The following is a 25,678-nucleotide window of genomic DNA, read 5'->3' as shown; positions in this document are numbered from 1 at the left end:
TATCTTTCTCCCTGCCTCCCATGGCCAAGCGCATCATCTACAACGAGCAGGCTCGCCGCGCTCTGGAAAAGGGCATCGACATCCTTGCGGAGTCCGTTGCTGTCACCCTCGGTCCCAAGGGCCGTAACGTCGTTCTCGAGAAGAAGTTCGGCGCTCCTCAGATCATCAATGACGGTGTCACCATCGCCAAAGAGATCGAGCTCGAGGACCACATCGAGAACACCGGCGTTGCTCTGATCCGTCAGGCTGCCTCCAAGACCAATGACGCCGCCGGTGACGGCACCACCACTGCCACCGTCCTGGCACACGCCATGGTCAAGGCTGGTCTGCGCAACGTGGCCGCCGGTGCCAATGCGATCACCCTCAAGAAGGGCATCGACAAGGCTGCTGAATTCCTGGTCGGCAAGATCAAGGAGCACGCCAAGCCGATCAGCGACAGCAACGCCATCGCTCAGGTGGGCACCATCTCCGCCGGTAACGACGAAGAAGTGGGTCGGATGATCGCCGATGCCATGGACAAGGTTGGCAAGGAAGGGGTCATCTCCCTCGAGGAAGGCAAGTCGATGACCACCGAACTTGAGGTCACCGAGGGCATGCGTTTCGACAAGGGCTACATCTCCCCCTACTTCGCCACCGACACCGAGCGGATGGAAGCGGTGCTCGAGGAGCCCTATATCCTCCTGACCGACAAGAAGATCGGCCTGGTGCAGGACCTGGTGCCCGTGCTTGAGCAGATCGCTCGCACCGGTAAGCCTCTGCTGATCATCGCTGAGGACATCGAAAAGGAGGCCCTGGCCACCCTCGTGGTGAACCGCCTGCGTGGTGTGCTCAACGTGGCTGCTGTGAAGGCCCCTGGCTTCGGCGACCGCCGCAAGGCCATGCTCGAGGACATCGCCGTTCTCACCAACGGTCAGCTGATCACCGAGGACGCCGGCCTCAAGCTGGAGAACGCCAAGCTGGAGATGTTGGGCACCGCTCGCCGCATCACCATCAACAAGGACACCACCACCATCGTGGCCGAAGGCAACGAAGTGGCAGTGAAGGCCCGCTGCGAGCAGATCCGCAAGCAGATGGACGAAACCGACTCCACCTATGACAAGGAGAAGCTGCAGGAGCGTCTCGCCAAGCTGAGCGGTGGCGTGGCTGTGGTCAAGGTGGGTGCTGCCACCGAGACCGAGATGAAGGACAAGAAGCTGCGTCTGGAAGATGCCATCAACGCCACGAAGGCGGCCGTTGAAGAAGGCATCGTCCCCGGTGGCGGCACCACCCTGGCTCACCTGGCTCCTGCTCTAGAGCAGTGGGCATCTGGCAGCCTCAACGGAGAGGAGCTGATCGGTGCCAACATCGTGGCCGCGGCCCTGACCGCTCCCTTGATGCGCATCGCTGAAAATGCCGGTGTGAACGGTGCTGTGGTCGCTGAGAACGTGAAGGCCAAGTCCTTCAACGAGGGCTACAACGCAGCCAACGGCGAGTATGTGGACATGCTCGCTGCTGGCATCGTTGATCCCGCCAAGGTGACCCGATCTGGTCTGCAGAACGCTGCCTCCATCGCTGGCATGGTTCTGACTACCGAGTGCATCGTGGCCGATCTGCCCGAGAAGAAGGAAGCAGCTCCTGCCGGAGGCGGCATGGGCGGCGGCGACTTCGACTACTGATCGACGGCTCCGCAAGGAGCAACGGTTCACCCCCGCTGCGGCGGGGGTTTTTTCATGCTCTGAGGATGTCCCCATGCATGAACGTCTCCCTCAAGATGCCCCCAACTGTTCATGGTGAACATTCGAGGGGGCCCGTGCTCTGAAACGGTATCGCTGGTAACCGTTTCAACTTGTGCTGCAGTCCCGTTTCAGGCGTCTGCTGATTGCTGCTCTTTGCGTTCCGGCGCTGCAGGTAATCAGTGCCGCCCTTTTGCCGGCCCACGCTGGTGAAGCCGCTCTCTCTGATGCCGATAACACCCTCATCTTGACGTCAGCAGCTCTTGTTTTGCTGATGACCCCTGGTCTTGCCTTTTTCTACGGTGGCTTTGTTCAGGGGCGGAACGTTCTCAACACGATGGCGATGAGCTTCGTGATGATGGGGATCGCCACCCTGGTCTGGGCCTCCTTCGGCTTCAGCCTGGCGTTCTCCGATGGAGGAGCCTTCAATGCCGTTGTCGGCAATCCCTTCTCCTTCGCTCTGCTCGAAAACATCCCTCCAATCTGGGATGGCTTGTCGATCCCAGGCCTGAGCTTTGCCCTCTTCCAGGGGATGTTTGCGATCATCACGCCGGCGCTCATCTCCGGAGCCCTGGTGGAGCGGCTCAGCTTCCGATTCTGGTGCGTGTTCACACCCGTTTGGCTGCTGGTGGTCTACGCCCCACTGGCTCATATGGTCTGGGGTGGAGGATTCCTTGGCAAGGATCTCGATTTTGCTGGTGGCACGGTGGTGCATATCAGCTCAGGTGTCACTGCCCTGCTGCTCGCTGCTTTGGTCGGTGCCCGCAAGCAGTGGCCCCGCTCCGTTCGCCCTCCCCATGACGTGACTCAGATTCTTCTGGGCACCGGCCTGTTGTGGTTTGGATGGTTTGGCTTCAACGGTGGCAGTCAGTTGGCTGTGAGTGGCGCTGAACTGCCCTTCACCACCACACACCTCTCTGCGGCTGCAGGACTCGTGGCTTGGTCGCTGGTGGAAACATGGCGTGATGGCAAGCCCACTGTTGTGGGTATGGCCACCGGCGCGGTTGCCGGTCTCGTGGGGGTCACGCCAGCCGCTGGTTTCGTCAGCCCTGGCTCAGGCATGGCCATCGGTGCGATCACCGGAGTGCTCTGTTATGTCTCCGTCCAGGTCAAGGTGAAACTGCGCTTCGATGACTCTCTCGACACCTTTGCGGTGCATGGCGTGGGAGGCACGATCGGCGCCATGCTCACAGGCGTGTTTGCCAGTGCTGAACTGATCGCCAATCATCCTGCCGGTCAGGTTCTAGCCGAGAAAGGCAGGTTGGCCCTGATTGGAGGGCAGCTTCAAGCTGTTGTGGTGGCCTATGGCCTGGCGGCGGCGGGAACTCTCGTCATTGCAGGCATCCTGCGTGGTCTTGGGCTTGGTTTCCGCGTGTCCGAACACGCTGAAAACCTCGGGATCGACGTCGACGCCCATGGAGAGGAAGCCTATGCGGAACGGGTGGGTTCACCTCAGTTCCAGTGAGTTGTCCTTGACTTCACCCTTGCTGGCTTCAGCGAAGCCAGCCAGCACTCAAGATCACCGCGAGGGTGAGAAACGTTGCCAGGCAGGTCCAGGTGAGGCGATTCAGCGTGGCCTCAGCGCTACTGGCACTGGTGAACATCGAGCTGCCACTGGCTGCCAGTCCTCCCATGCCATCGCCTTTCGGACTGTGCAGGAGTACCAGCAGGATGAGCAGCATGCCGCTGCCGATCCAGATCCAGGAGAGAACAGATGTAAGCATCAGGCAGAGTCAGACGGGTTGGGGCAGACGGGCGCTCAAAGTCGGCGCATCAATCGATTCAATCAGGCTGCAGCCTGACATCACCTCAGGTTTGGGGAGATCGAGAAGTTGAAGCAAGGTTGGTGCGATATCAGCGAGCCCGCCGTTGTCTCGGAGGCGCAGGGCATTGCCAAGGCCAGGGACCTTGCGCTTCTCCCCCTCCACGAGGATCACGGGCACCGGGTTGGTGGTGTGGGCGGTCCAAGCTTGACCATCGGGACCTTGCATCACTTCTGCATTGCCATGGTCGGCTGTGATCAGAAGCGTGCCTCCCATGCGCCCGACGGCATCGAGCAGGCGACCGATGCAATGGTCGACCTCCTGGATCGCTTCGGTGGTGGCCCCCATCACACCGGTGTGGCCAACCATGTCGGGATTGGCGTAATTAATCACCACCAGCGAATACACGCCACGTTCGATCGCTTCGATGCAACTGTCCGTGAGGGTGGCAGCGGCCATCGCAGGCGCTTGGTCGTAGGTGGCGACGCGTGGTGAGGGCACCAGGTGGCGGTCCTCTCCTGAAAGGGGTTGCTCAATGCCACCGTTCATGAAGTAGGTGACGTGTGGATATTTTTCGGTTTCAGCCGTGCGGTACTGGCGCAGTCCGTGATCGGCGACCACCTGGCCGAGTAGCTGATCGAGCGACTCGGGAGGGAAGGCCACCATCACGGGAAGATCCGCTTCGTACTGCGTGAAGGTGACGATCTTCAACTTGGGGCGTTGGGCGCGCTCAAAACCCTCAAAGGCATCGACGCACAGGGATTGAACAATCTGCCGAGCGCGGTCGGGGCGGAAGTTGAACATCACAAGCCCGTCGCCGTCGTTGAAGAAGCTGGGGGTGAGACGCACCGGTTCGAGGAACTCGTCGGTGGTTCCCTGGGCGTAGCTCGCGGCCAGGGCCTCTGAGGCCGTCATGCCGCTGATCTCGATCGCGGGATCCGTGAGCAGGGAGTAGGCCATGCTGGTCCGCTCCCAGCGATGGTCTCGGTCCATGGCCCAATAGCGGCCGCAGAGGCTGGCGATCTCGCCAACTCCGGTCAGGAGGATGGCATTCTCAACGGCCTCGATGAATTGGGGGGCACTCTGGGTGGGGGTGTCCCTGCCATCAGTGATGGCGTGAATCGCCACCTTGCTCAGGCCCTCGGAGGCTGCCCAGCGCAAGAGCCCGCAGAGATGATCCACATGACTGTGGACGCCACCGTCGGAGCAGAGGCCAAGGAGGTGGAGGGTGCCGTTGCTGTTGCGCAGCTCCGCTGCCAGCTCCCGGAGAGCGGATCGTTCACCGAGCTTTTCGTTTCGGACGGTTTCGCTGATCCGAACGAGTTCCTGGCGGATGATCCGGCCTGCTCCGATGGTGAGGTGCCCCACTTCGGAATTGCCCATCTGCTCGTCCGGGAGTCCCACATGGGCTCCGCTGGCTTGGATCAGTGCGTGCGGATAGGCATGCCAGAGGGCATCCATCACCGGAGTCTCGGCGGTGACAATGGCGTTGTGCTCTTTCCCTTCGCGGTGTCCCCAGCCGTCAAGAATGGCGAGAACGACCGGTGCGACGGCACCGGATCGCTGGAAGCTCTCATCACTGCTGTTCGGCACGCTCTCTCCGCAACGTTCAGTTCTTAAGGGCTTCTCCATATTCAAGTTACCTCCAAGAGCTGCAGTTCGACCCAGTCGGTGTTCGGTCGGTCAGCTTTCGACCATCCGGCCGCCATAAACTGAGACTCGCTGAGCGCTTGGCTATGGGCGGTTCTGCCGATGCCGGAAGGATTGAGATCCTCTCGGCCCAGGAGCTGGCAAGGACCCTCGCCAGACTTGCTTCGCAGGTGCTGGAGACCGTTGACAGCACGGATGACCTGGTTTTGTTGGGCATCCCCACACGCGGCGTGCAGCTCGCCCGAGTTCTCGCCCGCCAGCTTGAGGATCTCTCCGGCCGCACGATTGCTCAAGGAACGCTTGACCCCACCTTTCATCGCGATGATCTCGAGCGGGTGGGAATGCGGTTTGGACAAGCCACGGACCTCCCCATGGGCGTTGAGGAGCGGGTTGTGGTGCTTGTCGACGATGTGATCTTTACCGGTCGCACCGTGAGGGCGGCCTTGGAGGCGATTCAGGCCTGGGGCCGTCCGCGTCGGGTTCTGCTTCTGGTGATGGTGGATCGTGGTCACCGTGAGCTCCCGATCCAGCCTGATTTTTGCGGACGCGTTGTGCCAACCCGACGCACGGAAACCATCGAGCTGCGCTTGATGGATCTTGACGGTGAGGAGGGGGTGTACCTGCGCTGAAGGGTTCCCTTCAGCTCACAGCGGTGAGCTCATCACCGCGGAAGTGGGCCTTGTAACGGCCAAAGGCCACGATGACCGGCAGGGTGGGACTGATCGGCCGACCTTTCCAGTCATCCAGCACGTTGACCACTTCCCCTTCGCTTCCCTGGAGATCGAAGGCTTCACCACGATGTTCGGGATGGTTAAACACCACGACGTTGGCTGAGACCGTTACCTTGTCGCCCGCTTGCATGAGCCACGTCATTGCTGGGGCGCATTGTGTCATGCGCCTGAGCGCTCCGCCGCATTACCTTCTGCGGCACAGGCTTTCGGGCCCCTCTTCCTCAACGCTGCCGCCAACATCGGCGCAGCCGGCAAGGAAAGCTTTCCAGGGTTCCAATCCCATTCGGATGCGTTGTTGAACAGCAGCATCCAGCTCCGCTTCAGGAACGGTATGGGCTGGTAGGTCGCCATGACTGTGATGGTCCTCCCGGTCCCTCAGCGCATCGATCGAGGTTTCCACCGCCTGTCGCTCAGGCAGAGCCTTCCTCTGCCACCAGGGGTGGTCGAGCTGGTTGAGAACGGACAAGGCTTCCCACCAGCGCTTGCGCTCTACAAGCTCAATCAGCCGTTCGTGATTCAGGCGGTTGCGATTCCAGGTCTCCCGGAGGTTGTCACTCAGGCGGGTGCCGGGACGGCCATCCCCCTGCTCCACAGGGGTGAGCTTGCTGATGGCCCCCTCTAGATCGCCTTGACGAAAGAGCGTCAACGCTTGATTACGGAGTTGATCCCGCCACACCATCAGCTGCTGTTGATCCCCTTGACGATCACCTGGGGTGCCGACACCAGAGTTCACGAGCTGCTCCTGCAGGCGAAGGGCGTCCGCCAACTGTCCAAGCTCCCAGAGCCTTTGTGCCTGCTGGCGGCGACAGTAGGCCTGCTCCAGGGGGGCCTTCTGACCCAGCCAGCGCAGAGCCGCCAGTTGTTCGCCGTAGCGCAAGCAGGCGTCGAGATCACCGCGACGGGCCGCCTCCCGAAGGCGCAGGGGAAGCTGCTGTTCCCAGAGGTAGGCCGCGCCGCAGAGCAGGGCAACGCCGCCCAGGGTCAAGCCGAGCCAGTAACGGGGCAGGGTGTGGCGACGAAGCGCCAAAGCAGGACCGCAGGTTCTTGATTGTTCTATGAAGAAGCCAGGTCAATCCATGCCGTTTGTGGACGGTGTAGAAGGCGCATAACGCGCTGCTGCTCAGCGAACCGTCCCCAGTTCACGAGGTTGCAGCTTCAGGCCGCTGCGCAGGTCTTCTCCCTCCACGAGCAGAACGGACTGAGCATCGATGGAAAAACGCAGGCGCAGGCAGTCCTGACCAGCCTTCCCCGTGGGCTCGAGGGGTAGGTGCGGGGAGGGGGCGCTCCATGGGCGCACCGTGGCTGTTGCGCTGCCCTGCTGCAGGGTTGGCAAGCCGTTCACGTAAACCACGTCATGGCGGCCGATGGCCTCTGGTTCCCCGAGCACCAGCTCCAGTTGGCCTTGACCCTCGCGACCGGCAGCCAGGACGAGCTCAAGCGGACTCCGGGTCGGCCAGGTCTGACCGGCGACGAATAAAGGGTGCCAGTGATGGCTTTGACTGCGGCGGTCCCAGCAACGCAGCGACACCCCCCTCTGAAGAACGTCCCTGACCTGCACGCCAGGGGTGAGGGAAAGGGCTCCGGAAGCCACGGCCACAACAGGAGGTGGTGTCAGCAGGCGGACTGGTGCAGTTCTCTGCCGCAGCCAGTCCAGCAGCAGGGGGAGGCGTGCCCCACCGCCTACCGCCATCACCCCATCGAGATCCTCGAGAGGGCAGCCGTGTCGCCGTCCTCCTGCGAGCGTCTGCTCCAACAAATCATCGAGAGCCTTCAGCAGGCCCCGTTCTTGGATCAGCGACTCGAGCTGCAATCGCGTCAGGCGAAGCTCCTGCTGGCGCCCCTCATCGCTGAGGGTCGCGATCTCGCTGAGGGGCAGGTCGGAGGGATGGTTGCAGTCGCTGAGCCGGCATTTCAGGCGTTCGGCAGCATTGAGCAGAGGGGCGATCGCAGGATCGTCCTTCTGGAACTTCCCTGGGGCCAGGTGGTCAACGATCCAGCGATCCAGATCCCGTCCACCGAGAGCTAGACCGGCCTTCCCCAGCACCTTGGCGCAGCGCAAGGACTGGCGACTGCTGGCCAGGTCCCTGCCGCGGAAGCGCAAGAGCTGGGCGAGGGGCGCCGCACGCCCTTCCCCTCCCTCAAGAGCGACGAGCGCCATGTCAATCGTGCTCCCCCCCACGTCCACCACCAGCAGGCGAGAGCCTGGCGCCAGCCCGGCCCCCAGGGCCGCTGCGGTGGGCTCATCCACCAGGGCGATTTCATCAACCGGTAGCTGGCTGCAGGCTTTCAGAAGCCAGGTTCGGTAGCCCCGGTAGTGCTCCACCGGGGCCGTGAGTACGAGCCGTCCGACCCTCACCCCATTGGGCAGCCTCCGCCAGATCTCTCGAAGCAGCCACTCACCGGCGGAGTCCGCAGACATTTGTTCGCCTAAGGACTCGCCGTTGGACTGATCGGAGCACTCATTCGCTGGATCCAGCTCAGGACCAGCGATGAAGCGCTTGAAATCTCTCAGTAATCCTGGAGAGTGGCCGTCGGCAAGACCACTGTCGAGCACCTGTCGGCCCACAAGAGGATTGGGGTCATCGGCGCTGCGAGCCCAGATCAGGCTCGGTATCTCCCCTGGATTGCGAGTGATGGGTGGGAGATCGAGCAGGTTCGGGGCGGTGCCGCCATCCAACTGAAAGGCCACCACGGTGGTGGTGCTTCCCAGGTCGATCGCCAGCGTTCCAGTCCGCTCTGAAACCTGAAGGTTTTCTTCGTCCGCCGGGGGTCGGTCCGCTGCCATGGGCAGGTTGGAAGAACGATGAGACTAAGGGGTATCAGGATGGATCGCTTGCAGCGGTTGGTGATGTCCTTCTACAGGGAGGATCCTGTGCTGGAGCAGCGGCTGGAACCACTTCGGGCCAGCAGGATGTCGCGCAGCTGGGGAAGTATTCGGATCGAATGCGTTGACGCGGCGCATCTTGAGGAGATCAGCGCATTGCTGGAGATGCTGCGACAGCCCCTCGCCGCCATGGGGCTGGGGCGTCAGATCGTTTTGCGAGTTCCTGGCAGCCTGCAGCGCACCTATCCGATGCATGTGCCGTTCCACAGCGACATGCTCACTTAGAGTGGTGAATTGTTGTCAGGTCAATCGTGATCGGTGCCGGTTTGAGCTCTCAGGATCTGGCCAAGCGCGGTGAAAGCCTGATCCGCCAATCAAGCAATCGCTATCTCACGACCGTTCGGATTGCGTTCCGGGCCAAACAGCGTCGTTTTGACGACTTCGACGGGCTGCTTGAGGAGTCCAGCGTCAAGCCGGTGCAGAGGGCCATTATCGAGCTGAGTGATGAGCAGGATCAGCCTGACTTGCTCCCTGGATGATTCAGCAGGAAGGGCCTGGCTGGCGCCTGGCCCACGATCCCAGTCGTCTCCGTTATCCCGTGTTGATTGGAGGGGAGGCTTGGGCATTTGAGCTAACCGAAGGGGAGTGGCAGGGCCTGGTGGCCTTGGTTTCGGAGCTCACCAATCAGCATCAGGCGCTGGTGGATCAGCTGCTTGAAGAAGAGGCGATCACGCTGGAAATGGAGAGAGCGCCCTGGTGGGGCTGCCTGGAGGGCCATCGGGATCGATGGGCGCTGCAGGTTCTGCTTGAAGCTGACGCGACCGGCGGAAGGGGAGTGGAAGGCCATTGGCCTGCGCCAGCTGCTCAGGCTGTGACGGCGGCGATGAGAACGATCTGGGATTCAGGCTCGAGATAAGTTCTTCTGATCATTTGAGCGAATGGGGCTTCCTCCACCGCCTTTGCCCCGCATTGAACAGCTTTTCCACAGGTTCTCTCCTGTTGCGACCTGCTCTCGCGGAGTTTGTGGAAAACCGGATGAATCGGGTTGATCCCTCTTGACGTTGGTTGCCTTGGTTGTGATGGGCCTTTTCAGGCGGCATCGCTTCTCCTGAAAGGGCTTGATAGCTCGAGTCTCATGGGGAGAAGGGGTGGGAAGGCTCGATGAGGCTGCCCTTGACGTGGTCCTCGCGGTGTGGAGAACTGGTGGTCGATCGGTGATTCAGAGATGCAGCCAGAAGCAGCGCAAATGATGCAGTCAGAGCTCATGAGCCCCTCAGGTTGTGGGTCATCTGCATCCGATGCCTCTGGAGCCATGGACGCTGCACTGGTCAGTTTTCAGGCTGAATTGCCCCTGCCTCTGCAGGAGGCCATGACCCGCTTCATCGAGAATTATCCCAACTGGGATCAGTACCGTCTCGTTCAGGCGGCCCTTGCCGGCTTTCTGGTTCAGAACGGCGTCGAGTCAAGGGCGATTACGCGCCTGTATGTCGGCAACATGTTCAGGCGTCAGTCGCTGCTTCAGCAGATTTGAGTGCGGCAGCTGGCCATCAGCACGAGGGCGCTGAGGGAAAGGCTGAATAACAGCCCAAGGCAGGCACCCATGAGCCCCAAGGCATTGAGACCGAGCAGGAGGCCGATCAGGGCAAGAATCTTCAGGCGGTTCGCCTGAACAATGCGGCGGCTGTGGTCCATGGCTGCAAGGGGGCGATGGTGATGGTGCACGAGCAGCGGCAGGGCTAACACCTGTCCCGTTCCCCAGAGGGCTGTGGCCAGGCTTCCCAGCAGCACACTGGCTCCCGCCAAGACAGGGCTCTGACCAAGCAAGAGCCAGCTGATCAGTCGAATGCTGCTGAAAGCGCCGATGAAGATCAGTCCTTCGAGAGTCAGCAGCGCCAGTCCCTGACGCCATAGCCAGAGGAGCCGAGGTTGGTGGTCAGGCCTAGCGATCCTGGAGGGTGACCTCTCACTGGATGCGGCTGGTAGAAGCTGATCCGCCAAGTCGAGGAGAGCCATCAGTGGCCCTATCGGCAGTAAAAGGCTGGCTGCTACTAGCAGATCCCCAAGGGCGACGATGAGCGGCAGGTCGCTAGTCCGCAAATCGCTGGCGAGCACACCTGGCCCGACGGCAGCCAAGAGTGTCAGCGCTGAAAGCCCCAGGGAATGCCAGGGGGCCTGGCTGAAGCCAATCCAGGCCCTGGGCAGCACGGTGGCCAGGGGCAGAACCTCACGTCCTGGGGAAGGGAGGACGGTCTCAGTGGAGCGTTCCAAGGCGGCTCAGCAGATCGGTGGCGATCGGATCCGCTACGGGCAGGATCGACAATCGATTGCCGCGGCGTACGACCGTGAGCTGCTCTTCGTTGTACGTCTCCCTCAGGGCATCGAGGCTCAGCAGCTCGGCAAACACTCCCACATAGCGGAGCCGCACGCAGTCCCAGCGAGGAGACTCCTGTTTGGACGCCGGGTCGTAGTACTTGGAGCTGGGATCGAACTGGGTCGGATCGGTGAGACCGGTCTCAACCACCTCCATCAGGCCAACAATGCCCGGAGGTTTGCAATTGGAGTGATAAAAAAAGGCTTGATCGCCGATGTTCATGCTGCGCATGAAATTACGGGCTTGATAATTGCGGATCCCGTCCCAAAGGGTCTCCCGCTCGCGCGCCAAGTCCTGGATTCCATAGACGTCAGGCTCGCTTTTCATCAGCCAGTACGCCAAAAGGGTCACCGCATGCTCCCAGGAAGATTAGGGGGAGAGACGGGCGTTGATCAGGGTGCGGAAATGATCGCCACGCGCTTCAAAATCGCGGTATTGATCGAAACTGGCGCATGCCGGGGACAGCAACAGGCTTGCGGCCTTCTGTCGGCGTCCGAGTTCGATCGCCAGCGGCACCGCTGTATTCAGATCAAGGGTGCTCTCCACCACCCCTGAAAAATCACTGCTCTTCAGCAGACTCTTTAGCTCTTCGGCTCCACGGCCATAAAGCACGGCTGCGCAGGCGTGCTCCTGCATCAGGCGCAGCCATTCCGTGGCATCTCCTTGTTTGGTTTGCCCGCCTGCAAGCACCACAATCGGGCCTGGTACGGAGCGCAGGGCGACGACGGCAGCGTCGTAGTTGGTGGCCTTGCTGTCGTTGAACACGTCCATGCCCTCGAGCAGCCCAAGCCGCTCGAGGCGGTGGGGAACCCCAGGGAAGCTGCGCAGTCCGGCCTCAATCGTGCCCGGATCGAGTCCTACTTCCAAGGCAGCGGCAGTGACCATGAGCATGTTCTGACGGTTGTGGGCCCCGGGCATCGCCAGCGCTGAGGCGGGAAACAAGGGGCCTGAGGGGGCTCGCACTGTGCCGTTCTCATCACACCAGAGGTCAGCAGGCTCAGCGCCCTCACCAGGCCCTGCAGCGCTGATCCAGATGCCTTGGCTCCAGGAGGCGCGATGGGCTTGAAGGTCGGGATCATCGGCATTGAAAATCCGCACCTGAGAGCGCTCCAGCAAACTCCGTTTGATGGAGCGGTAAGCCTCGAGGGTCCCGTGGCGCTCGAGATGGTCGGGCGTGAGCGTCGTCCAGATGCCGATCCGGGGAGCGACCGTGGCCGCCGCTTCGATCTGATAACTGCTCATTTCCATTACGACCCAGTCAGGGCAAGGCAGCTGCTCGCTTTGGAGCAAAAGGGCGAGTTCAGCGGCCGAGTTCCCAACGTTGCCTGCCATCGGTGCCGACAGGCCGCCATGGCTCAGCACGTGCTGAAGCAGCTGGGTCACAGTGGTCTTGCCGTTGGTGCCGGTGATCCCGATCCAGGGGGCCATCTGCAGGGCCTGCCAGGCCACAGCCATTTCCCCAAGCACGGAGACACCGTGAGAGCGGAGCTGATTGAGGGTCGGGTGATCCCAAGCGATTCCGGGGCTCACGACCACGGCAGCAAGGCCGTCATCGGGGGAGGCTGCGTTGAGCCAGGGCGTGAAGCTCTCGGGCATCAGGGGTCGCCCAAGCTGCACGTCAATCCCTTCGGCCCGTAGGAGTTGCGCCTTCTCCTCTTGGCTCGATCCCTGATCCCGCTCCAGCACCGTGACAGCGAGGCCCTGAGCCCTGAGCAGACGCGCGGCTCCGACCCCTGAGCGCCCAAGCCCCACCACAACGGTGCGCGCCATTCCTGTGTCCTGTCTCCGTTGAGAAAGTGGGCGATACTGGAATCGAACCAGTGACTCCTACCGTGTCAAGGTAGTGCTCTACCTCTGAGCTAATCGCCCTCTCGACGCATCAAGCATTTGCGTGAGGCGTAGCAGCGGGTCGTTCCGCTGAGAGAGTGAACCTAGCAGCCGGAGCGATCCGTTCCCCTCAGCGTCGCTCCATGTCGACGCGCCAGCGATCACGTTTGGTCAGAGTCAGCGAGAGCACCTCCACGCTTCCCCTGTCCTGGAGCTGTAGGCAATCGCCCACCTGTAGATCGCGGCTTGCCTGGCGAACGGGCTCCCAGTTCAGCCGGAGCTTTCCTGCGCGAATCTGCTGGCTGACTTTGGAGCGTGAAAGCCCGAACCCTGCAGAGGCGATCGCATCGAGTCGGCAGGAGGCTTCAACGCTGCTTAGGCGTTTGACCGCGCGCAGGGCGGGAAGTTGAAGGGCTTCCGGCGCCATCGACTCGCAGAGGATCTCCACATCGCGCACCACCCCTCGCCGCCCATCAAGCAAGGCTGCCGCCTCGGGGGTACAGAGCAGTTGAGCCCCCCGATCTCCGCGGATCCAGATATCCCCGAGCATCCCCTCCTCAACGCCCATCCCTTCGAGAGCTTGGTGCATGTCAGCCGGAGAGAGGGGGTCAAACAGAAAGTTGCCTTCCACTGATAGGCCGTGGATCGGCACATCCGTCGCGAGGGATGGGCTGCTCTTCTCTGTGGGCTCTCCGCCGCTGCGCTGGCAGCGCAGGCGACAGCGCTCCGCGGCCGGGTAGCCCCCTTCCCGATCCCAGCGCAGCTCAGTCAAGGACGAGAATCGGGCGAGCGCTTCGTTCTGGAGGGGGGCAGAAAGGAAGGGACTCCAGCCTGGCTGCCAGGTGCGCAATACCTCATCGGCTAGATCGAGAAGTGGCTCCAGTCCGGCCCTAAGGCGACTGCCCTGCAGGAGTGGTTCGCGGGGCAACATCAGAGCTCGCTCAGGCGCACCACCTGGATCGGACGAGCACTTTGCAGGAGCTGCCAGGGGGGCTCGATACCCGTTGGGGTCTCCAGCAAAAGAAGCCAGCGTTTCTCCTGATGGCGATTGCGAAGGATTCGCACCCCGTCTTCATTGTCGGAGGGCACGCTCGCGGCGGCGGCATAGCTACCCATAAGGCCGGAGCCCATCCCCAGGAGGCCGCCGATCATCGGTTGAGCCCAGGTGCCGAGGGCGGAGAAGGTTTCCAGCGTGGTGATCTGGGTAAAGGTGAGCCCAGCGAGAAAGCCAAAGGGCATCAGCCAGCGGGCCATGCCCCGTTGGCGTCGTTGCCGCGCCAGGTTGGGGTTGAGCAGCTCCACCCGATCGATGAGTTCGCACTGGAGTCCGGTGGCTCCATCTCCTTCGTCTGGCAACTGCCCGTCCCCACCTTCCGGCGGTACCAGCACGCTTTGAAGCAGCGGCAGGGCCTGGGCTTTGAGCTTGGTTTGCAGAGACGCCGCGTCACTCCAGTCTTTCAGTACCAGCACGCAGACGGGCATGTCTCACCTTTGACAGGCCTCGATTGTCGCCTGTTTACTGCTGCGCTGTTTCGTAATAGGTGGATCAAGGCATATCGGCCAGGGTCCACCAGCCTGCAGCGGGTCCGATGAAGCGCACCACCACCCAGAACACCACCAGGGCGCCAATCCCGATCCAGGCACCGCGGGTCGTGATCGATACGAACTGATTGGTTTGCTGTTTGGTGAGGGGCAGCCAAGGTGCAACCCGCTCCTGGTCTGCAGGGTTCGCACGAGGCTGGCGGGGCGGCAGGCCCTGGCTGGCGCGGCGTCGGGCTTCTCCCATGCAAAGGCGATTGGTTCTTTGGGGAGCCTAAGTGGGCTCACGCAGGCTTGATTGCGTTTTTTTAGTCAGGCAGGAGCCGGTGTAAGGGGGTCCACGGTTGCAGGGCCTGAAACACCTGTTCGCCCCAGCTTCGACCCCGCAGTCGTCCGTCCAGCACTGCAAGACGACCGCCGCTGCGGCGAAGCGGAGCAATCGCCGGGGCCATCAGGCTGAGGGCTTCTGGAAGCAGAAGTTCCCTGAACCAGTCCCGCCCCTGCTGCTTGAGAGCTTCCACCCGGGCTGCCGTTAGGGGGCTTTCCAGGCTGGCGATCGGTAGCAGTGCCACGATCAGCTGATCGGGAGCCGGCAGCTGCGACTGATGCGTTAGCCACCACTCCCAGGAGCAGCAGATCACACCATTGGCTTCCGGGGCGGTCGCCTGCTCCAGGACGCGGCTGCCGAATTCTCCCGCCAGTTCGCTGGTGAGACGCTGGCGCATCTGTGGGTCATTGAGCAGCACGATCGTCATCCCGGCGCGTCCGAGAATCAGTCGTCGGGACTGTTCGAGCAGGTGTTGCGCGTACACCTCGGTGTTCGGCAGCGGTTGTCGGCGGGGTGCAAAAAGAGGGACCGGCTCCAGAAGCGACGGCTCGCGCAGATGCACATCAACCTCGGCTTGGAAGCCGGCACTGCGTAATTCCGCCTGCAAAGGTCCGCTGTTCCCATTGCTGCTGAGAAGCAGGATTGGATGGTCCTTCAACAGGGCATGCAGCTGGTTCAGGGGCTCCAGGGCCTGGAGGTGCCAGCTCCATTGCAGCAGGCGGTGGTCAAGCTGAGCCCAGCTGGCCCAATGCTGCGGATCGGCCGCCAGGACGCGTGCCCATGGGGCTGGCAGTGGTTGCAGAAGGCTCAGCAGGTCGCGCAGGCTTTGGAGCTGACAGCTCTGCAAACGCACGCTGGCATCACTGTGGGTCGCCTGGCCAAACAGTTGGCGACTGAGGCGTTCATACAGCTCCAGCAATGCTCCGTCGGCACTGGGCTGGGCCCGACGAAGACTTTCCCAGTCCGACGCCGTTAAGGTCAGAGCCATCGCCCGTCGAAGTCTTTGGCTGAGCTGATCAGCCTCAGGGATGATCAAAAGATGGTGAGCCCGTAGGAGGCCGAGTCGTTGGGCCTCGACCAGCTCTTGGGTATTGAGCAACCAGAGCTGATCGCCCTGCGGTGCTTCTAGTCCCTGCCAGCAGGGCAGCTGCAAACCCTCCGCTTGCAGCCTCGGGCGCTCCACCTGGAGTAGACGCTGGCGCTGCTGGTCCTCAAGGACCAGCACGCAGTGGCGGCTCTGAAGAGAGAGGGGAACCAGGAGCCCAAGCCACCATTGATCCTGGCTGCAGGGGCTGAGTTGAATGAGGGCGTGATCCCGACGCCGTAGCCCTCGGGCGATCAGGCGACTCAGAGTCAGGTGATGCGGCCACGCCGAGCGCTCCTGCAGCAGCAGTTGCTTGAGTTGCTGATGGGCATGTGCTTCCAGCATCAAAGGAGCCTAGGCAGAGCGCTGAATCGGGATGGTTCAGGCTGATCTCTCGATCAACATGGGGACATCGACAGTCCCTGAGATGCAGCAGCAGCTGGTTTGCCCCCCCCAGGTCCCAGGCAGGGTGGGCATTGTTGGCCTGGGGCTGATCGGCGGATCGCTCGCCTTGGATCTCCAGGCCCTTGGTTGTGAGGTGCACGGCCTCTGCCATCGTCAAGAGACGGTCGGGCGGGCCCTGGAGCGGGGACTTGCCCAACGGGTGAGCACGAACCCAGCCGATCTGGCCCGCTGCGAGCTGGTGATCCTCGCCCTTCCAATCGAACGCTTGCTCGACCCTGATCCCGCTCTGGTGGCGGCCTTACCGAAGCAGGCGGTGATCACGGATGTGGGGTCGGTCAAGACGCCGGTGCTGGAGGTCTGGCGTGCCCGCCATCCCCGTTTCATCGCCAGCCATCCGATGGCGGGCACGGCTGAGGCGGGTGTTGAGGCAGGTGTGCGCGATCTCTTCCGCGGACGTCCCTGGGTGGCCACACCTGACGCGTCCAGCGATCCCGAAGCGCTGGCCATGGTGGAAGGAATGGCACGCGCCCTTGGTAGCCACTGGCTGACAGCGGATCCAGAGCGTCACGATCAGGCCGTCGCACTCATTTCCCATGTGCCGGTGCTTGTGAGTGCGGCCCTTTTGCGAGCTGTGGGGACGGAGCGTGATCCAGCGGTGCGGGCGCTCGCCTGTCAGTTGGCCTCCAGCGGGTTCGCCGACACAACGCGCGTGGGGGCAGGCAATCCGGTCCTTGGCACGGCGATGGCCTCTCGCAACACCGCTGCGGTGCTGAGAGGTCTGGCTGCCTATCGCTGGAGCCTCGAGCAGTTGGAGGAGGCGATCCTGGAGGGGAACTGGCCACAGCTGGAGCGTGAACTGGAGCAGACACGGTCGCTCAGGCCTGCATTTCTGACTGCACCCGGTGAGCTCATGAATCCTTGAGCTTCAGTGGTCGCCCCCGTTGGGCTGTGAGTTGACGACAGGCCATCAGGGCAGAGAGGGTCACCCCAGCGGTGCCCTCTCCTGGATGGATCGAATCGCCGCATAGCCACAGATTGGCCAGCGGTGTGCGGCTGGCCAGTCCGAAGGGGCCGAAGCGGCGCGGGCTCTGACCAAGCCCTCCGACAATCCCATTCGGACGTCCCGTCCAGTGGGCGAACGATCGGGGAGTGGCCAGTTCCTGATGACGCCAGGCATCGGGAGAGAAGCCGAGCCACTGTTCCAGGGTGTGGCTGATCGCTTCCTGGCAGCCCCGCTTGTGCGCTTTGTAGTCGGCCTCGGGCCTCTGGCACCAAATACCTGGGTCTGTGAACACGCTGGCGATCAAGGTGGCTTCCCCTATCGGGGCGCGACCATCCCCTTCCTGGCTCACGGATACAAAGAGCGATCCGGGCGACTCTCCGTCGCGCTGTAGATGGCCTGGGCAATCCGCTGGTAAGGCGTCTCGGCGCACGGCCCCGTAAAGCACCAAGGCACCACTGGGGGCATCCAGTTGCATCAGTTGCCTGCGATAGCCCAGTGGCATGGCCTTGGCACCTTCGTCTTCCCTGATCAGGGTTGGTAGGCACTGGGGCGGCAGGCTGCACACCACATCAGCGGCACTGAAGCTCGAAGGGCTTCCGTCGCGGCATTCGGTTTGGACTCGCCAGCCTGAACCTTCGCCTTGTCTTGTCAGTCGTGTGACCCGTTGCCGAAGCCGTAGACAGCCCCGATCTCGTTTAAAGGCCGATGCCAAGCGATCGCTGAGGACCTGCATGGAGCCATGGAGATGCCAGAGCCCTTGAGGGTTCTGAGCCATCTGCAGCACGGTTGCTCCGTAGAGAGCAGCAGTGCGCTCCACTGGCTCCTGGGAGTAGAGCCGCAGCTGGAGGTCAAGAAAGCGGCGCAGGCGTTGGTCCTCAGAGCAGCTGCTGATGCGCAGGAGATCGCCCACGGTGAGCAGGCTTAAGGGGGCGCTGGCCATGGTTGCTGGGCCCAAGGCTCCAATGGTCTGGAGCAGATCCCAGCCAGAGCGGATCGGAAGAACGGGGTCTCGGCCGGCAAAGGCCCAATTGCTCTGATGCAGCTGGCTGCAAAGAGACCAGAAGCGGTCGCTACCAGGGAACTGGCGCTGACGTTCGGCCTTCCAGCGCTCCGGGTCACGCCAGAGCCGAATCGGCTCGGTACCGTCGGCCAGGTCGACCACACAGCCGGGATCCAGCGGAACCGCCTCCGGTGGTTCGAGATTCAGATGTTTGAAAATGCGTGCATGGCTACCGCCTGGCTCCAGCCCTGCCACCTGGGTGGCACCGACGTCAAAGGTGTACGGGCCACGGCGGAAGGTCCCTGCACAGCCACCTAGCTGATAGTGGGCTTCCAGCAGCGTGACCTGCAAACCATGGCGTGCCAGAAGTGCCGCCGCTGTGAGACCGGCGATGCCACCGCCGATCACAATCACATCCTGCTGTTCCTCCATCGCGGCATGCTGGCAAGCCGGGAGCAGAGGTGCGGATGCAGGAGGAGCTAGCTCGATTGGTGAGGGGGATGGGGCCCCATGCGGGGGGCGTGGATCTTGAGCTCTGTCAGCCGGTGGGTGGTGGATGCAGTCAGCAGGCTTGGCGGTTGCAGCTCAGCGATGGTCGCCAGCTGTTCGCCAAGGGAGGGGATCCAGTCATGCTTGAGGCCGAACGGCTTGGCCTGCAGGCCCTGCGCCGCTGGAGCGATCCCCTCGATCTGCTGGTGCCCGAGGTCCTGGCGCTTCTCCATGGTCAATCCAACCGGGCCTGGCTGCTGCTGCCCTGGCTGGATCAGGGCGTTGGCGATCAGCGTCGGCTCGGGCGTGGCCTAGCCCGTCTGCATCGCGCGTCCGCAGGGCAAGGGCCTGATCGCTTTGGCTGGGAGAGCGACGCCTACATCGGTCTGGGCCCTCAACCAGGAGGATGGCGACAGTCCTGGGGCGAGGCCTTCATTGACTTACGCCTACGCCCTCAAATGGAGCTCGCCAGGAGCTGGGGGCTGGAGATCGCTCCATTCGAGCCGCTCTTGCACGGTTTGATCCAACGGCTTGATCGGCACGGGGCGACGCCGGCACTGGTCCATGGCGACCTTTGGAGCGGCAATGCCTCCGTGCTGGGAGATGGGCGGGGACTACTGATTGATCCAGCCTGTTGGTGGGCGGATCGTGAGGTGGACTTGGCGATGACCCACCTGTTCGGAGGCTTTTCAAGACGTTTCTACGAGGCTTACCAACAGGAGTGGCCTTTGCCTGACCTGGCCTCTGAACGGGTTGAGGTCTACAACCTCTATCACTTGCTCAACCATGCCAACCTCTTCGGTGGGGCCTACCGGCAACAGTGCCTGCAGACCCTTCAACGGCTCGAAGGCATCGATGGCTGAAGTATCAGCCTAGATATTCCTTGCGCAGGGTCTGCACCCGGGTGATCAGGGCCTGGCGCTTATCGCTGGTGGTGAGATTTTTCCAGCTCCACTGACCGACCACAACCACGCCGAGCAGTTCCAGCAGGCCGGGCACCACGGGCAGAAGATTGATGGTGTCGAGAATGCCTTTGATCAGGATTTGGGCAACGATCACAGCAGCGAAGATGCCGACCACCTTGCCGATGCGACCAGCTTGGCTCCAATCCACCTGATCAAGGGTGGAATTGATTTTGCCCAGCACCTCGCCATAACGCTCAGTGAAGTTGAAGCTATCGCCGCCGTTGGCCGTCTCGCTGCTGGTGTCGGTGCTGGCGCTCGCGTCCTTCACCGCGGTGCTGTCCTCGCTCATGAACCTTTGACGGATGGAAAATGTGGTTTGAGCGTATCGGTCAGCTCACCGAATGGCCAGAACGGGTGTGCCTCGGTTGGGATTGCCTGATCGTTCTGCGTTCCAGCCTGCGGGCAGCGTTGCCGAATGAGGGCTGTGCACTCTTGCTGGGCACTGCCCATGCGGCGAACCCCAGAACGTGGTGGGTGCAGCAGATCTGGCCTTGCTGCAATGTCTGGCGGCCGGGGCTGGATGCTCTGCCTGAGCTCCCGGAGGCTGTCCCGACCCGTCGCAACCGCTTTGCCCTCGACCCTAGAGAGCAGTTGCATGCCCAGCGCTGGGCTCGAGATCGTGGGCTTCAGGTGCTTGGTACGGCCCACTCGCATCCAGGGGGGCAGCCAAGGCCATCGGATCAGGATCAGCGTTGGATGGTGCAGCCGGGTTTGATGCTGATCATGGGCAAGGATGCTCAGGTTGAGGCCTGGTGGATCGCTGCCGGAACGGCCACCCGTCTGCCCCTCGTTCACACTCATGGGAACGACGGCTGATCCCATGCCCAATCACGACGTCGGCCATCCCGAACTGAGTGATGAGGAGCGGTCCAGGTATGCACGCCACCTCGCACTGCCAGAGGTGGGACTGGAAGGCCAGCTGCGCCTGAAGCGGGCTTCGGTTCTGTGCGTGGGCAGTGGTGGCCTGGGCTCGCCTCTCTTGCTCTATCTCGCTGCTGCAGGGGTGGGCCGAATCGGCATTGTCGATTTTGATCGGGTGGAAGCCTCGAATCTGCAGCGCCAAGTGATTCACGGCAGCGCCAGCATTGGGCACTCGAAAACTCGCTCGGCGGCGGCCCGGGTTCGGGATCTCAACCCCCATGTGCAGGTGGAAGAGCACGACATCATGCTCTGTGCCGACAATGCCTTGGACATTGTGCGTGCCTATGACCTGGTCTGCGATGGCACTGACAATTTCCCCAGTCGCTACTTGGTGAATGACGCCTGCGCCCTCTTGGGAAAACCCTGCATCTATGGGTCGGTCCAGGGGTTCTCAGGTCAGGTGAGCGTTTTCAATCGCACGGTAGAAAGCCCGAACTATCGCGATCTTGTGCCGGAACCACCGCCCCCTGGTCTCGTTCCCTCCTGCGCTGCTGGTGGCGTTGTTGGCGTGATGCCTGGACTGATTGGTCTGATTCAGGCCACTGAGGTCATCAAACTGATTACAGGAATCGGCGATCCGCTGGATGGTCGCCTGCTGTTGGTGGACGGTCTGGCCATGCGCTTTCGGGAGCTGCGTCTCGCTCCAGCTCCTTCGCGACAGCCGATCACCGGCCTGATTGACTACCAAGCGTTCTGCGGCACCACTGGCGTCGCCTTTGCTCAGGAGGAGCAGGTGGAAAGCATTTCCGTGCAAGAGCTCAAAGCGTTGCTCGATTCCGGCGCTGATCTGCTTCTGATCGACGTCCGCAATCAGGCGGAGGTGGAGGTTGCGGCGATCCCAGGGGCTGAGCTGTTTCCCCTTGCCACGATTGAAAGCGGCGAAGCCTTCGGGGCGATCCGAGAGCGGGCGGGTGATCGACCGATCTATGTGCATTGCAAGCTTGGCGGTCGTTCCGCTAAGGCGGTGACAGCGCTGAGCCAGCAAGGGATTGTTGCCATCAATGTTGATGGAGGAATTGATGCTTGGTCCCAACAGATCGATCCTGCTGTTCCCCGTTACTAAGGTCTCTTAGTAATCCACGCCGCGTTTGAGATCAACGCCCTGTTCGGCGTAGTGCTTGTGGCACACCATCTCGGAATGCACGCTGGCCAGATCGAAATAGGCCGGAGGATTTTTGCAGCGTCCGGTGATGATGACTTCCGTCTCCGCAGGCTTGCGCAACAGGGTCTGCACGATTGGCTCCACTGGTAATAACTCCAGATCGACGCTCGGATTGAGTTCATCGAGGATCACAGTTTTGTAGAGCCCGCTGGAGATAGCGGCACGGGCGATTTCCCAGGCCCGCTCTGCTTCCACGTAGTCGATCGGTTGCTGTTGGCCCCGCCAAACAATGGCATCGCGCCCGGAGCGCAGATGGTCCACAAGATGGGGATAACTCTCACGTAGCGCGGCGATCGCCGCGTCCTCGGTGTAACCGCTGCCCCCCTTGAGCCATTGGAGGATCAGCACCCTGTGGCTCTTGTCCTGACTGATGCCTCGGCCGATTGCCTGTAGGGCCTTTCCAAGGGCGCTGGTGGATTTGCCTTTTCCCTCTCCTGTGTAGATCTCGATTCCCCCTTGGGGTTCAATCGTGATCACGTTGCCGTCCGTGGGCGCCGGCCGCCGATGGGCACGCATCTCGGAGTGGAGATCAGCGATTTGCACAAGCTGGCGCGGAGCTGCCCGGCCGGTGACGATGATTTCCATGCCCTCAGGGCGCTCCCTCAGACTGCGCATGACATCGTCGATGTCGAGCAGGCCCAGCTCGAGCACGGGGTTGAGTTCATCAAGCACCACCACGGAGTAAAGGGCACTCGCGATCGCTCCTTTGGCAATATCCCAGCCGCGCTGTGCTTCCTGGCGATCGAAACGGGTGACCTCATCAGCCCCGAAGTAGTCGCCCCGACCGGTACGCACCTGGTCGATGAGATGGGGGAAGCCCTGCTGCAACGCTTCAATTGCCGCATCTTCGTCGTAGGCCCGACCAGGCCCCTTTAGGAAACGCAGCAGTAACACCCGGGTGCGGCGCTGCTCGCAGATGCCCAGGCCAATGGTGCGAAGCACCACACCAAGAGCGGCCTGGCTCTTGCCCTTTCCCTCTCCGTCATAGACGTGCAGCTGTCCATGACTGCGCTCTTGACTGTCAGCGGCCGTGACGATGCCGATGGCTGGCCTTCGATTCCCTGCCATGGCGCGTCGGATGGCCCTTGGAGCTTACCCAGAGTGACCAGCCTGCCGCCCTAGCCTGATCCCAACGGTTGGCATCACTGAAACGAGTGGATCAGACGCTCACACTGTCTGCTGACGAGCGCAGCAAGCTTGAGGATCTGCGTCAGTGGATGCGGCGTCATGAGCGCCTTTGCGTGGCCTACTCCGGAGGTGTTGACAGCACCCTCGTGGCGGCGATCGCCTTCGAGCAGCTTGGTTCGATGGCTATGGCGATTACTGGGGTTTCCCCGGCCCTGGCCCCCCATTTGCGCGCTGAGGCCAGGCAGCAGGCCGTTTGGGTGGGAATCGAGCACCGGGAGGTGCAAACCGCAGAGCTGGATGATCCCGCTTATTCCAGTAATCCCCAAGACCGTTGCTTCGCCTGCAAGCGAGAACTGCATCGCCATCTAGGTCTCATCGCCGCGGCAGCCGGGGCTGCCCAGGTGGTGGATGGGGTCAATCATGACGATCTTGGGGATCACAGACCAGGAATCGATGCGGCGCGTCTGGCCGGCGTGCGTTCCCCGCTGGCGGAATTGGCCATCGACAAGTTGATGGTGCGCAGCCTCTCCCGTGTGCTTGGTTTCCCCTGGTGGAATAAGCCAGCCCAGCCCTGCTTGGCCTCCCGCTTTCCCTACGGCGATCCGATTGCCGCGGAGCGTCTGCGTCGGGTCGGGGCGGCCGAGGAGTGGTTGCGCCATCAGGGATTCCCTGAGGTGCGCGTGCGCAGCCATGGCCAGGCGGCCAGGGTGGAAGTGCCTGTGGACCGAATCGCTTCCTTGGTGGAGCCTCAGCTGCGCAGCGCCCTCGTGGAGGCACTGATGGGCTTTGGTTTCACAGCGGTCAGTCTCGATCTAGAGGGGTTGGTCAGCGGCAAGCTCAACCGCGATCGGTTCCAAGATCGCGGTTAAAGCCTTTGGCATGGACTCGTTGTCTGATCCGTGATGGATCATTGCCATCAGCCTTTCAGAGGCGACCTTCGCAAGGCACCTCTGATTCGTGGGGCTGACTTTGATTCAGGCCGCTGAAAGACTCGGCGTCCGTTCGCTATCGACCAAGGCTGCCGGTGTCTCCCGCAGGAAACTGCGAAGGGCATGGCGACCTGCCTTGAGCTCCTTGCGGAGAACGTCGCAAGCTCGTTCAGGCATGGTGTGATCACCACACGTGAAAACATCGATAGCGGCGTAGCCACTTTCGGGCCAGGTGTGGATGGAAATGTGAGATTCAGCCAGGAGAGCTAGTCCCGTCACGCCCTGTGGTTCGAACCGATGGGTGATCAGGTTGAGGAGTGTGGCACCAGCACGTTTCGCTGCTGTCGTGATGGTGGTCCTCAGAAAGGCTTCGTCGTCGAGCTTGCTGGTGTCGCAGTCGTAAAGCTCGAGAATGCAGTGTTTGCCCACCATGTCGGTGGCACTGGGTGTGGTGGAACTGTCGGCTGGCGAGGAATCGGCGCCGCCCCATCCCGGGTTGGGATGCAGGCAAGACAGGGTCTGCTCCATCAGGGCTTCAAAAGAAAACAGCTCTCGACTTTACCTCAGGTTCCCGTTGGAAGCCAGGTATTCGGCCTCGACGATCTGGGCGTGCTGATGCCATTGCCCTTCAAAGGCATCGAGATGCGTGGCGCTCACCAGACACTGGTGGGAGGTTCCGACCGCTTCAAGGAGAGCCAGCTGGCGTACAGGATCCAATTCAGCCAAGACATCATCCAGCAGCAGGAGTGGTGGCTCCCCCCACAGCTCCCCTACCAGCTGCAGCTCCGCCAGCTTGAGGGCTAGCACCAGAGTGCGCTGCTGCCCAGCGCTGGCGAAGCGACGCGCTGAGGTGCCGTTCAGAAGGAGATCGATTTCGTCGCGGTGGGGGCCAACCCTGCAGGAGCCAAGGCGTGCTTCCTCTGGCCGTTGGATCCGGAACTGGTGCTGAATCGCTTCCCGCCAGGGTTCCTCCGCCTCCTCTCCCTCCAACACGCTGCCGGGCCGGTAGTTCAGCTCAAGGCTTTCGTGGTTGTCGCTCAGGCGTCTCTGCCAGGCAGCGGCTAGAGGTTGGAGTCGGCTTAGGGCCCGGCGGCGCCGGCGATGAATCCTGGTGCTCACCAGGGCCATCTGTTCATCGAAGGCATCGAGCAAGTGATCGAATGCAGGTCCTTCTCGGTGTTGTCGCCAGAGCTGGGCTCGCTGGCGCAGGAGCCGCCCATAGCGACTGTTCAACTCGCTGTAGATCGGCTCAAGCTGCAGCACCACCCTGTCGAGCCACTGTCGGCGAAGCGCCGGTTCCCCTCGCACCAGATGGAGATCCAACGCACTGAAGCCGACGCAGCGCAGGGGGCCGATCAGATCCAGTTGACGTTCCAGCACCTTGCCGTTGCGGCGGGCTTGGCGACCACCTCGCCGGCGCAGCTCGAGCTCCAGCTGATCCTGGTCTGGCGTGATGGCTCGCAGCAGAGCCCTGGGTTGATCCCACTGCACCAGATCCTGATCCTGGCTGGAGCGATGGGAGCGCAGGCTGCCAAGTAGTTCAACCGCTTCAAGCAGGTTGGATTTTCCGATCCCGTTGCTGCCGATGACGAGCAAGCGGGGTGATTCGATCTCCAGCTGCAGATGGCTGTAGTTGCGGAAACCCTGCAGTTCGAGCCGGTGAAGCCGAATCGGTCCGGGTGCGACGTGTCGCTAAGGTAATCGGATCGGGGAGGTCTGCGGATCCACCCCCTGCAGCGGCGTTTGCCGTTGTGGGCATGTAGCTCAGTTGGATAGAGCATCAGATTCCGGTTCTGAGGGTCGGGGGTTCGAGTCCCTCCATGCTCGTGGTCAGTTTTGCGGTCTTC

Annotated in this window: 29 protein-coding genes and 2 tRNA genes; 13 read left to right on the top strand and 18 right to left on the bottom strand. The window is 62.1% G+C overall.

All coding sequences use genetic code 11. From position 1 onward, the window contains the following. The first annotated feature begins 20 nt into the window (after positions 1 to 20). Together groL and H0O21_RS00940 are read left to right on the top strand one after the other, a co-directional pair. Positions 21 to 1,655: a chaperonin GroEL gene (gene groL / locus H0O21_RS00945; protein ID WP_185190092.1), complete on the top strand. Its 1,635-nt coding sequence runs from the start codon at positions 21 to 23 to the stop codon at positions 1,653 to 1,655. A 172-nt stretch (positions 1,656 to 1,827) separates the two neighbouring features. Then, positions 1,828 to 3,177 carry an ammonium transporter gene (locus tag H0O21_RS00940; protein ID WP_255441065.1) on the top strand — a complete coding sequence of 450 codons (1,350 nt, stop codon included), beginning with the start codon at positions 1,828 to 1,830 and terminating at the stop codon, positions 3,175 to 3,177. 28 nt (positions 3,178 to 3,205) lie between these two features. Here H0O21_RS00940 and secG read toward each other — a convergent pair whose 3' ends face one another. Both secG and gpmI read right to left on the bottom strand, forming a co-directional pair. Then, the gene (gene secG / locus H0O21_RS00935; protein WP_131456878.1) at positions 3,206 to 3,436 is read right to left on the bottom strand and encodes a preprotein translocase subunit SecG; all 231 of its coding nucleotides are present in this window, start codon (positions 3,434 to 3,436) and stop codon (positions 3,206 to 3,208) included. 9 nt (positions 3,437 to 3,445) lie between these two features. After that, complete coding sequence (gene gpmI, locus H0O21_RS00930; RefSeq protein WP_185190798.1) at positions 3,446 to 5,107, bottom strand: 2,3-bisphosphoglycerate-independent phosphoglycerate mutase; 1,662 nt, start codon at positions 5,105 to 5,107, stop codon at positions 3,446 to 3,448. 104 nt (positions 5,108 to 5,211) lie between these two features. Between gpmI and pyrR the strand changes: the two genes are divergently transcribed. Beyond that, a complete protein-coding gene (gene pyrR / locus H0O21_RS00925; RefSeq protein ID WP_185190091.1) occupies positions 5,212 to 5,754 on the top strand; it encodes a bifunctional pyr operon transcriptional regulator/uracil phosphoribosyltransferase PyrR in 543 nt (180 codons plus the stop codon). 10 nt (positions 5,755 to 5,764) lie between these two features. Here the strand turns inward: pyrR and H0O21_RS00920 are convergent, their stop codons facing one another. The 3 genes from H0O21_RS00920 to H0O21_RS00910 all read right to left on the bottom strand — a co-directional run bounded on the left by H0O21_RS00920 (position 5,765) and on the right by H0O21_RS00910 (position 8,641). Next, positions 5,765 to 5,986 carry a ferredoxin-thioredoxin reductase variable chain gene (locus H0O21_RS00920; RefSeq protein ID WP_131456884.1) on the bottom strand — a complete coding sequence of 74 codons (222 nt, stop codon included), beginning with the start codon at positions 5,984 to 5,986 and terminating at the stop codon, positions 5,765 to 5,767. 54 nt (positions 5,987 to 6,040) lie between these two features. Beyond that, entirely contained in the window at positions 6,041 to 6,883 is an 843-nt protein-coding gene (locus H0O21_RS00915) for a hypothetical protein (RefSeq protein ID WP_185190090.1), read from the bottom strand. A gap of 93 nt (positions 6,884 to 6,976) precedes the next feature. Beyond that, positions 6,977 to 8,641, bottom strand: a complete 1,665-nt coding sequence (locus H0O21_RS00910; RefSeq protein ID WP_185190089.1) for an Hsp70 family protein — start codon at positions 8,639 to 8,641, stop codon at positions 6,977 to 6,979. A 39-nt stretch (positions 8,642 to 8,680) separates the two neighbouring features. On the opposite strand from H0O21_RS00910, the gene H0O21_RS00905 reads away from it, so the two are divergent. From H0O21_RS00905 to H0O21_RS00890, 4 genes are all read left to right on the top strand, one after another. Further along, positions 8,681 to 8,965, top strand: coding sequence for a hypothetical protein (locus H0O21_RS00905; RefSeq protein WP_131456890.1), 285 nt, complete (start codon positions 8,681 to 8,683; stop codon positions 8,963 to 8,965). 26 nt (positions 8,966 to 8,991) lie between these two features. Beyond that, complete coding sequence (locus H0O21_RS00900; RefSeq protein WP_131456892.1) at positions 8,992 to 9,219, top strand: DNA-directed RNA polymerase subunit omega; 228 nt, start codon at positions 8,992 to 8,994, stop codon at positions 9,217 to 9,219. After that, on the top strand, positions 9,216 to 9,596 hold the full coding sequence (locus H0O21_RS00895) for a DUF1818 family protein (protein WP_185190088.1): 381 nt from the start codon (positions 9,216 to 9,218) through the stop codon (positions 9,594 to 9,596). Before H0O21_RS00900 ends, H0O21_RS00895 begins: the two co-directional genes overlap by 4 nt. A 348-nt stretch (positions 9,597 to 9,944) precedes the next feature. Next, a complete protein-coding gene (locus H0O21_RS00890; RefSeq protein WP_185190087.1) occupies positions 9,945 to 10,211 on the top strand; it encodes a DUF2811 domain-containing protein in 267 nt (88 codons plus the stop codon). Here H0O21_RS00890 and H0O21_RS00885 read toward each other — a convergent pair. The 8 genes from H0O21_RS00885 to H0O21_RS00850 form a co-directional block, all read right to left on the bottom strand. Next, positions 10,199 to 10,948 (bottom strand): hypothetical protein, encoded by a 750-nt coding sequence (locus H0O21_RS00885; RefSeq protein WP_185190086.1) that lies wholly within the window; start codon positions 10,946 to 10,948, stop codon positions 10,199 to 10,201. The genes H0O21_RS00890 and H0O21_RS00885 overlap by 13 nt on opposite strands. Beyond that, the gene (locus H0O21_RS00880) at positions 10,932 to 11,378 is read right to left on the bottom strand and encodes an EVE domain-containing protein (protein ID WP_185190797.1); all 447 of its coding nucleotides are present in this window, start codon (positions 11,376 to 11,378) and stop codon (positions 10,932 to 10,934) included. Before H0O21_RS00880 ends, H0O21_RS00885 begins: the two co-directional genes overlap by 17 nt. Before the next feature lie 42 nt (positions 11,379 to 11,420). After that, positions 11,421 to 12,821 carry a UDP-N-acetylmuramoyl-L-alanine--D-glutamate ligase gene (gene murD / locus H0O21_RS00875; RefSeq protein WP_185190085.1) on the bottom strand — a complete coding sequence of 467 codons (1,401 nt, stop codon included), beginning with the start codon at positions 12,819 to 12,821 and terminating at the stop codon, positions 11,421 to 11,423. Positions 12,822 to 12,848: 27 nt separating this feature from the next. Beyond that, a tRNA-Val gene (locus tag H0O21_RS00870) sits at positions 12,849 to 12,920 on the bottom strand. An 88-nt stretch (positions 12,921 to 13,008) separates the two neighbouring features. Beyond that, positions 13,009 to 13,812, bottom strand: a complete 804-nt coding sequence (locus tag H0O21_RS00865; protein WP_255441174.1) for a photosystem II S4 domain protein — start codon at positions 13,810 to 13,812, stop codon at positions 13,009 to 13,011. Beyond that, on the bottom strand, positions 13,809 to 14,360 hold the full coding sequence (locus H0O21_RS00860) for a hypothetical protein (RefSeq protein WP_185190083.1): 552 nt from the start codon (positions 14,358 to 14,360) through the stop codon (positions 13,809 to 13,811). The genes H0O21_RS00865 and H0O21_RS00860 overlap by 4 nt, the downstream gene beginning before the upstream one ends. A gap of 64 nt (positions 14,361 to 14,424) precedes the next feature. Then, positions 14,425 to 14,664, bottom strand: a complete 240-nt coding sequence (locus H0O21_RS00855) for a DUF2839 domain-containing protein (RefSeq protein WP_131456908.1) — start codon at positions 14,662 to 14,664, stop codon at positions 14,425 to 14,427. Between the two features lie 61 nt (positions 14,665 to 14,725). Further along, a complete protein-coding gene (locus H0O21_RS00850) occupies positions 14,726 to 16,174 on the bottom strand; it encodes a helicase (RefSeq protein ID WP_185190082.1) in 1,449 nt (482 codons plus the stop codon). Between the two features lie 82 nt (positions 16,175 to 16,256). On the opposite strand from H0O21_RS00850, the gene H0O21_RS00845 reads away from it, so the two are divergent. Further along, entirely contained in the window at positions 16,257 to 17,156 is a 900-nt protein-coding gene (locus H0O21_RS00845) for a prephenate/arogenate dehydrogenase (RefSeq protein ID WP_185190796.1), read from the top strand. Here the strand turns inward: H0O21_RS00845 and crtD are convergent. Beyond that, the gene (crtD, locus tag H0O21_RS00840; RefSeq protein ID WP_185190081.1) at positions 17,143 to 18,669 is read right to left on the bottom strand and encodes a C-3',4' desaturase CrtD; all 1,527 of its coding nucleotides are present in this window, start codon (positions 18,667 to 18,669) and stop codon (positions 17,143 to 17,145) included. The two genes, H0O21_RS00845 and crtD, sit on opposite strands and share 14 nt — an antisense overlap. Positions 18,670 to 18,704: 35 nt before the next feature. Between crtD and H0O21_RS00835 the strand changes: the two genes are divergently transcribed. After that, positions 18,705 to 19,589, top strand: a complete 885-nt coding sequence (locus tag H0O21_RS00835) for a fructosamine kinase family protein (protein ID WP_185190080.1) — start codon at positions 18,705 to 18,707, stop codon at positions 19,587 to 19,589. 4 nt (positions 19,590 to 19,593) lie between these two features. Here H0O21_RS00835 and H0O21_RS00830 read toward each other — a convergent pair whose 3' ends face one another. After that, positions 19,594 to 19,980, bottom strand: coding sequence for a CAAD domain-containing protein (locus H0O21_RS00830; protein WP_131456916.1), 387 nt, complete (start codon positions 19,978 to 19,980; stop codon positions 19,594 to 19,596). A gap of 20 nt (positions 19,981 to 20,000) precedes the next feature. Between H0O21_RS00830 and H0O21_RS00825 the strand changes: the two genes are divergently transcribed. Both H0O21_RS00825 and moeB read left to right on the top strand, forming a co-directional pair. Next, on the top strand, positions 20,001 to 20,507 hold the full coding sequence (locus H0O21_RS00825; protein ID WP_185190079.1) for a M67 family metallopeptidase: 507 nt from the start codon (positions 20,001 to 20,003) through the stop codon (positions 20,505 to 20,507). 4 nt (positions 20,508 to 20,511) lie between these two features. Then, complete coding sequence (gene moeB / locus H0O21_RS00820) at positions 20,512 to 21,675, top strand: molybdopterin-synthase adenylyltransferase MoeB (RefSeq protein ID WP_185190078.1); 1,164 nt, start codon at positions 20,512 to 20,514, stop codon at positions 21,673 to 21,675. A 6-nt stretch (positions 21,676 to 21,681) separates the two neighbouring features. Here moeB and H0O21_RS00815 read toward each other — a convergent pair whose 3' ends face one another. Continuing rightward, the gene (locus H0O21_RS00815) at positions 21,682 to 22,842 is read right to left on the bottom strand and encodes a cob(I)yrinic acid a,c-diamide adenosyltransferase (protein ID WP_131456922.1); all 1,161 of its coding nucleotides are present in this window, start codon (positions 22,840 to 22,842) and stop codon (positions 21,682 to 21,684) included. A 68-nt stretch (positions 22,843 to 22,910) separates the two neighbouring features. Between H0O21_RS00815 and larE the strand changes: the two genes are divergently transcribed. Next, positions 22,911 to 23,771: an ATP-dependent sacrificial sulfur transferase LarE gene (larE, locus tag H0O21_RS00810; RefSeq protein WP_255441063.1), complete on the top strand. Its 861-nt coding sequence runs from the start codon at positions 22,911 to 22,913 to the stop codon at positions 23,769 to 23,771. Positions 23,772 to 23,876: 105 nt separating this feature from the next. On the opposite strand, the gene speD is transcribed toward larE, so the two are convergent. Beyond that, on the bottom strand, positions 23,877 to 24,359 hold the full coding sequence (gene speD, locus H0O21_RS00805) for an adenosylmethionine decarboxylase (RefSeq protein WP_131456924.1): 483 nt from the start codon (positions 24,357 to 24,359) through the stop codon (positions 23,877 to 23,879). Between the two features lie 30 nt (positions 24,360 to 24,389). Further along, positions 24,390 to 25,481, bottom strand: coding sequence for a DNA replication/repair protein RecF (gene recF, locus H0O21_RS00800; protein WP_255441173.1), 1,092 nt, complete (start codon positions 25,479 to 25,481; stop codon positions 24,390 to 24,392). 103 nt (positions 25,482 to 25,584) lie between these two features. Here recF and H0O21_RS00795 point away from each other — a divergent pair. After that, a tRNA-Arg gene (locus tag H0O21_RS00795) sits at positions 25,585 to 25,658 on the top strand. The last annotated feature ends 20 nt before the right edge of the window (positions 25,659 to 25,678 follow it).

The organism is Synechococcus sp. HK01-R, assembly GCF_014217855.1.
In the GTDB taxonomy this organism is placed as follows: Bacteria; Cyanobacteriota; Cyanobacteriia; order PCC-6307; family Cyanobiaceae; genus Synechococcus_C.
The sequence above is the reverse complement of the archived record's forward strand: the minus strand, read 5'-3'. Positions and strand labels throughout refer to the sequence as shown.

Excerpts from the sequence above, each read along its gene's own strand:
- H0O21_RS00880 (WP_185190797.1), bottom strand. The coding sequence starts at position 11,378 with ATGAAAAGCGAGCCTGACGTCTATGGAATCCAGGACTTGGCGCGCGAG.
- H0O21_RS00830 (WP_131456916.1), bottom strand. The coding sequence starts at position 19,980 with ATGAGCGAGGACAGCACCGCGGTGAAGGACGCGAGCGCCAGCACCGAC.
- H0O21_RS00910 (WP_185190089.1), bottom strand. The coding sequence starts at position 8,641 with ATGGCAGCGGACCGACCCCCGGCGGACGAAGAAAACCTTCAGGTTTCA.
- H0O21_RS00920 (WP_131456884.1), bottom strand. The coding sequence starts at position 5,986 with ATGCAAGCGGGCGACAAGGTAACGGTCTCAGCCAACGTCGTGGTGTTT.
- H0O21_RS00850 (WP_185190082.1), bottom strand. The coding sequence starts at position 16,174 with ATGCTGGAAGCACATGCCCATCAGCAACTCAAGCAACTGCTGCTGCAG.
- murD (WP_185190085.1), bottom strand. The coding sequence starts at position 12,821 with ATGGCGCGCACCGTTGTGGTGGGGCTTGGGCGCTCAGGGGTCGGAGCC.
- H0O21_RS00855 (WP_131456908.1), bottom strand. The coding sequence starts at position 14,664 with ATGGGAGAAGCCCGACGCCGCGCCAGCCAGGGCCTGCCGCCCCGCCAG.
- gpmI (WP_185190798.1), bottom strand. The coding sequence starts at position 5,107 with ATGGAGAAGCCCTTAAGAACTGAACGTTGCGGAGAGAGCGTGCCGAAC.
- H0O21_RS00845 (WP_185190796.1), top strand. The coding sequence starts at position 16,257 with ATGCAGCAGCAGCTGGTTTGCCCCCCCCAGGTCCCAGGCAGGGTGGGC.
- H0O21_RS00860 (WP_185190083.1), bottom strand. The coding sequence starts at position 14,360 with ATGCCCGTCTGCGTGCTGGTACTGAAAGACTGGAGTGACGCGGCGTCT.
- H0O21_RS00815 (WP_131456922.1), bottom strand. The coding sequence starts at position 22,842 with ATGGCAGGGAATCGAAGGCCAGCCATCGGCATCGTCACGGCCGCTGAC.
- secG (WP_131456878.1), bottom strand. The coding sequence starts at position 3,436 with ATGCTTACATCTGTTCTCTCCTGGATCTGGATCGGCAGCGGCATGCTG.
- crtD (WP_185190081.1), bottom strand. The coding sequence starts at position 18,669 with ATGGAGGAACAGCAGGATGTGATTGTGATCGGCGGTGGCATCGCCGGT.
- speD (WP_131456924.1), bottom strand. The coding sequence starts at position 24,359 with ATGGAGCAGACCCTGTCTTGCCTGCATCCCAACCCGGGATGGGGCGGC.
- H0O21_RS00905 (WP_131456890.1), top strand. The coding sequence starts at position 8,681 with ATGGATCGCTTGCAGCGGTTGGTGATGTCCTTCTACAGGGAGGATCCT.
- H0O21_RS00835 (WP_185190080.1), top strand. The coding sequence starts at position 18,705 with ATGCAGGAGGAGCTAGCTCGATTGGTGAGGGGGATGGGGCCCCATGCG.
- H0O21_RS00890 (WP_185190087.1), top strand. The coding sequence starts at position 9,945 with ATGAGCCCCTCAGGTTGTGGGTCATCTGCATCCGATGCCTCTGGAGCC.
- groL (WP_185190092.1), top strand. The coding sequence starts at position 21 with ATGGCCAAGCGCATCATCTACAACGAGCAGGCTCGCCGCGCTCTGGAA.
- H0O21_RS00895 (WP_185190088.1), top strand. The coding sequence starts at position 9,216 with ATGATTCAGCAGGAAGGGCCTGGCTGGCGCCTGGCCCACGATCCCAGT.
- H0O21_RS00825 (WP_185190079.1), top strand. The coding sequence starts at position 20,001 with ATGTGGTTTGAGCGTATCGGTCAGCTCACCGAATGGCCAGAACGGGTG.
- moeB (WP_185190078.1), top strand. The coding sequence starts at position 20,512 with ATGCCCAATCACGACGTCGGCCATCCCGAACTGAGTGATGAGGAGCGG.
- pyrR (WP_185190091.1), top strand. The coding sequence starts at position 5,212 with ATGGGCGGTTCTGCCGATGCCGGAAGGATTGAGATCCTCTCGGCCCAG.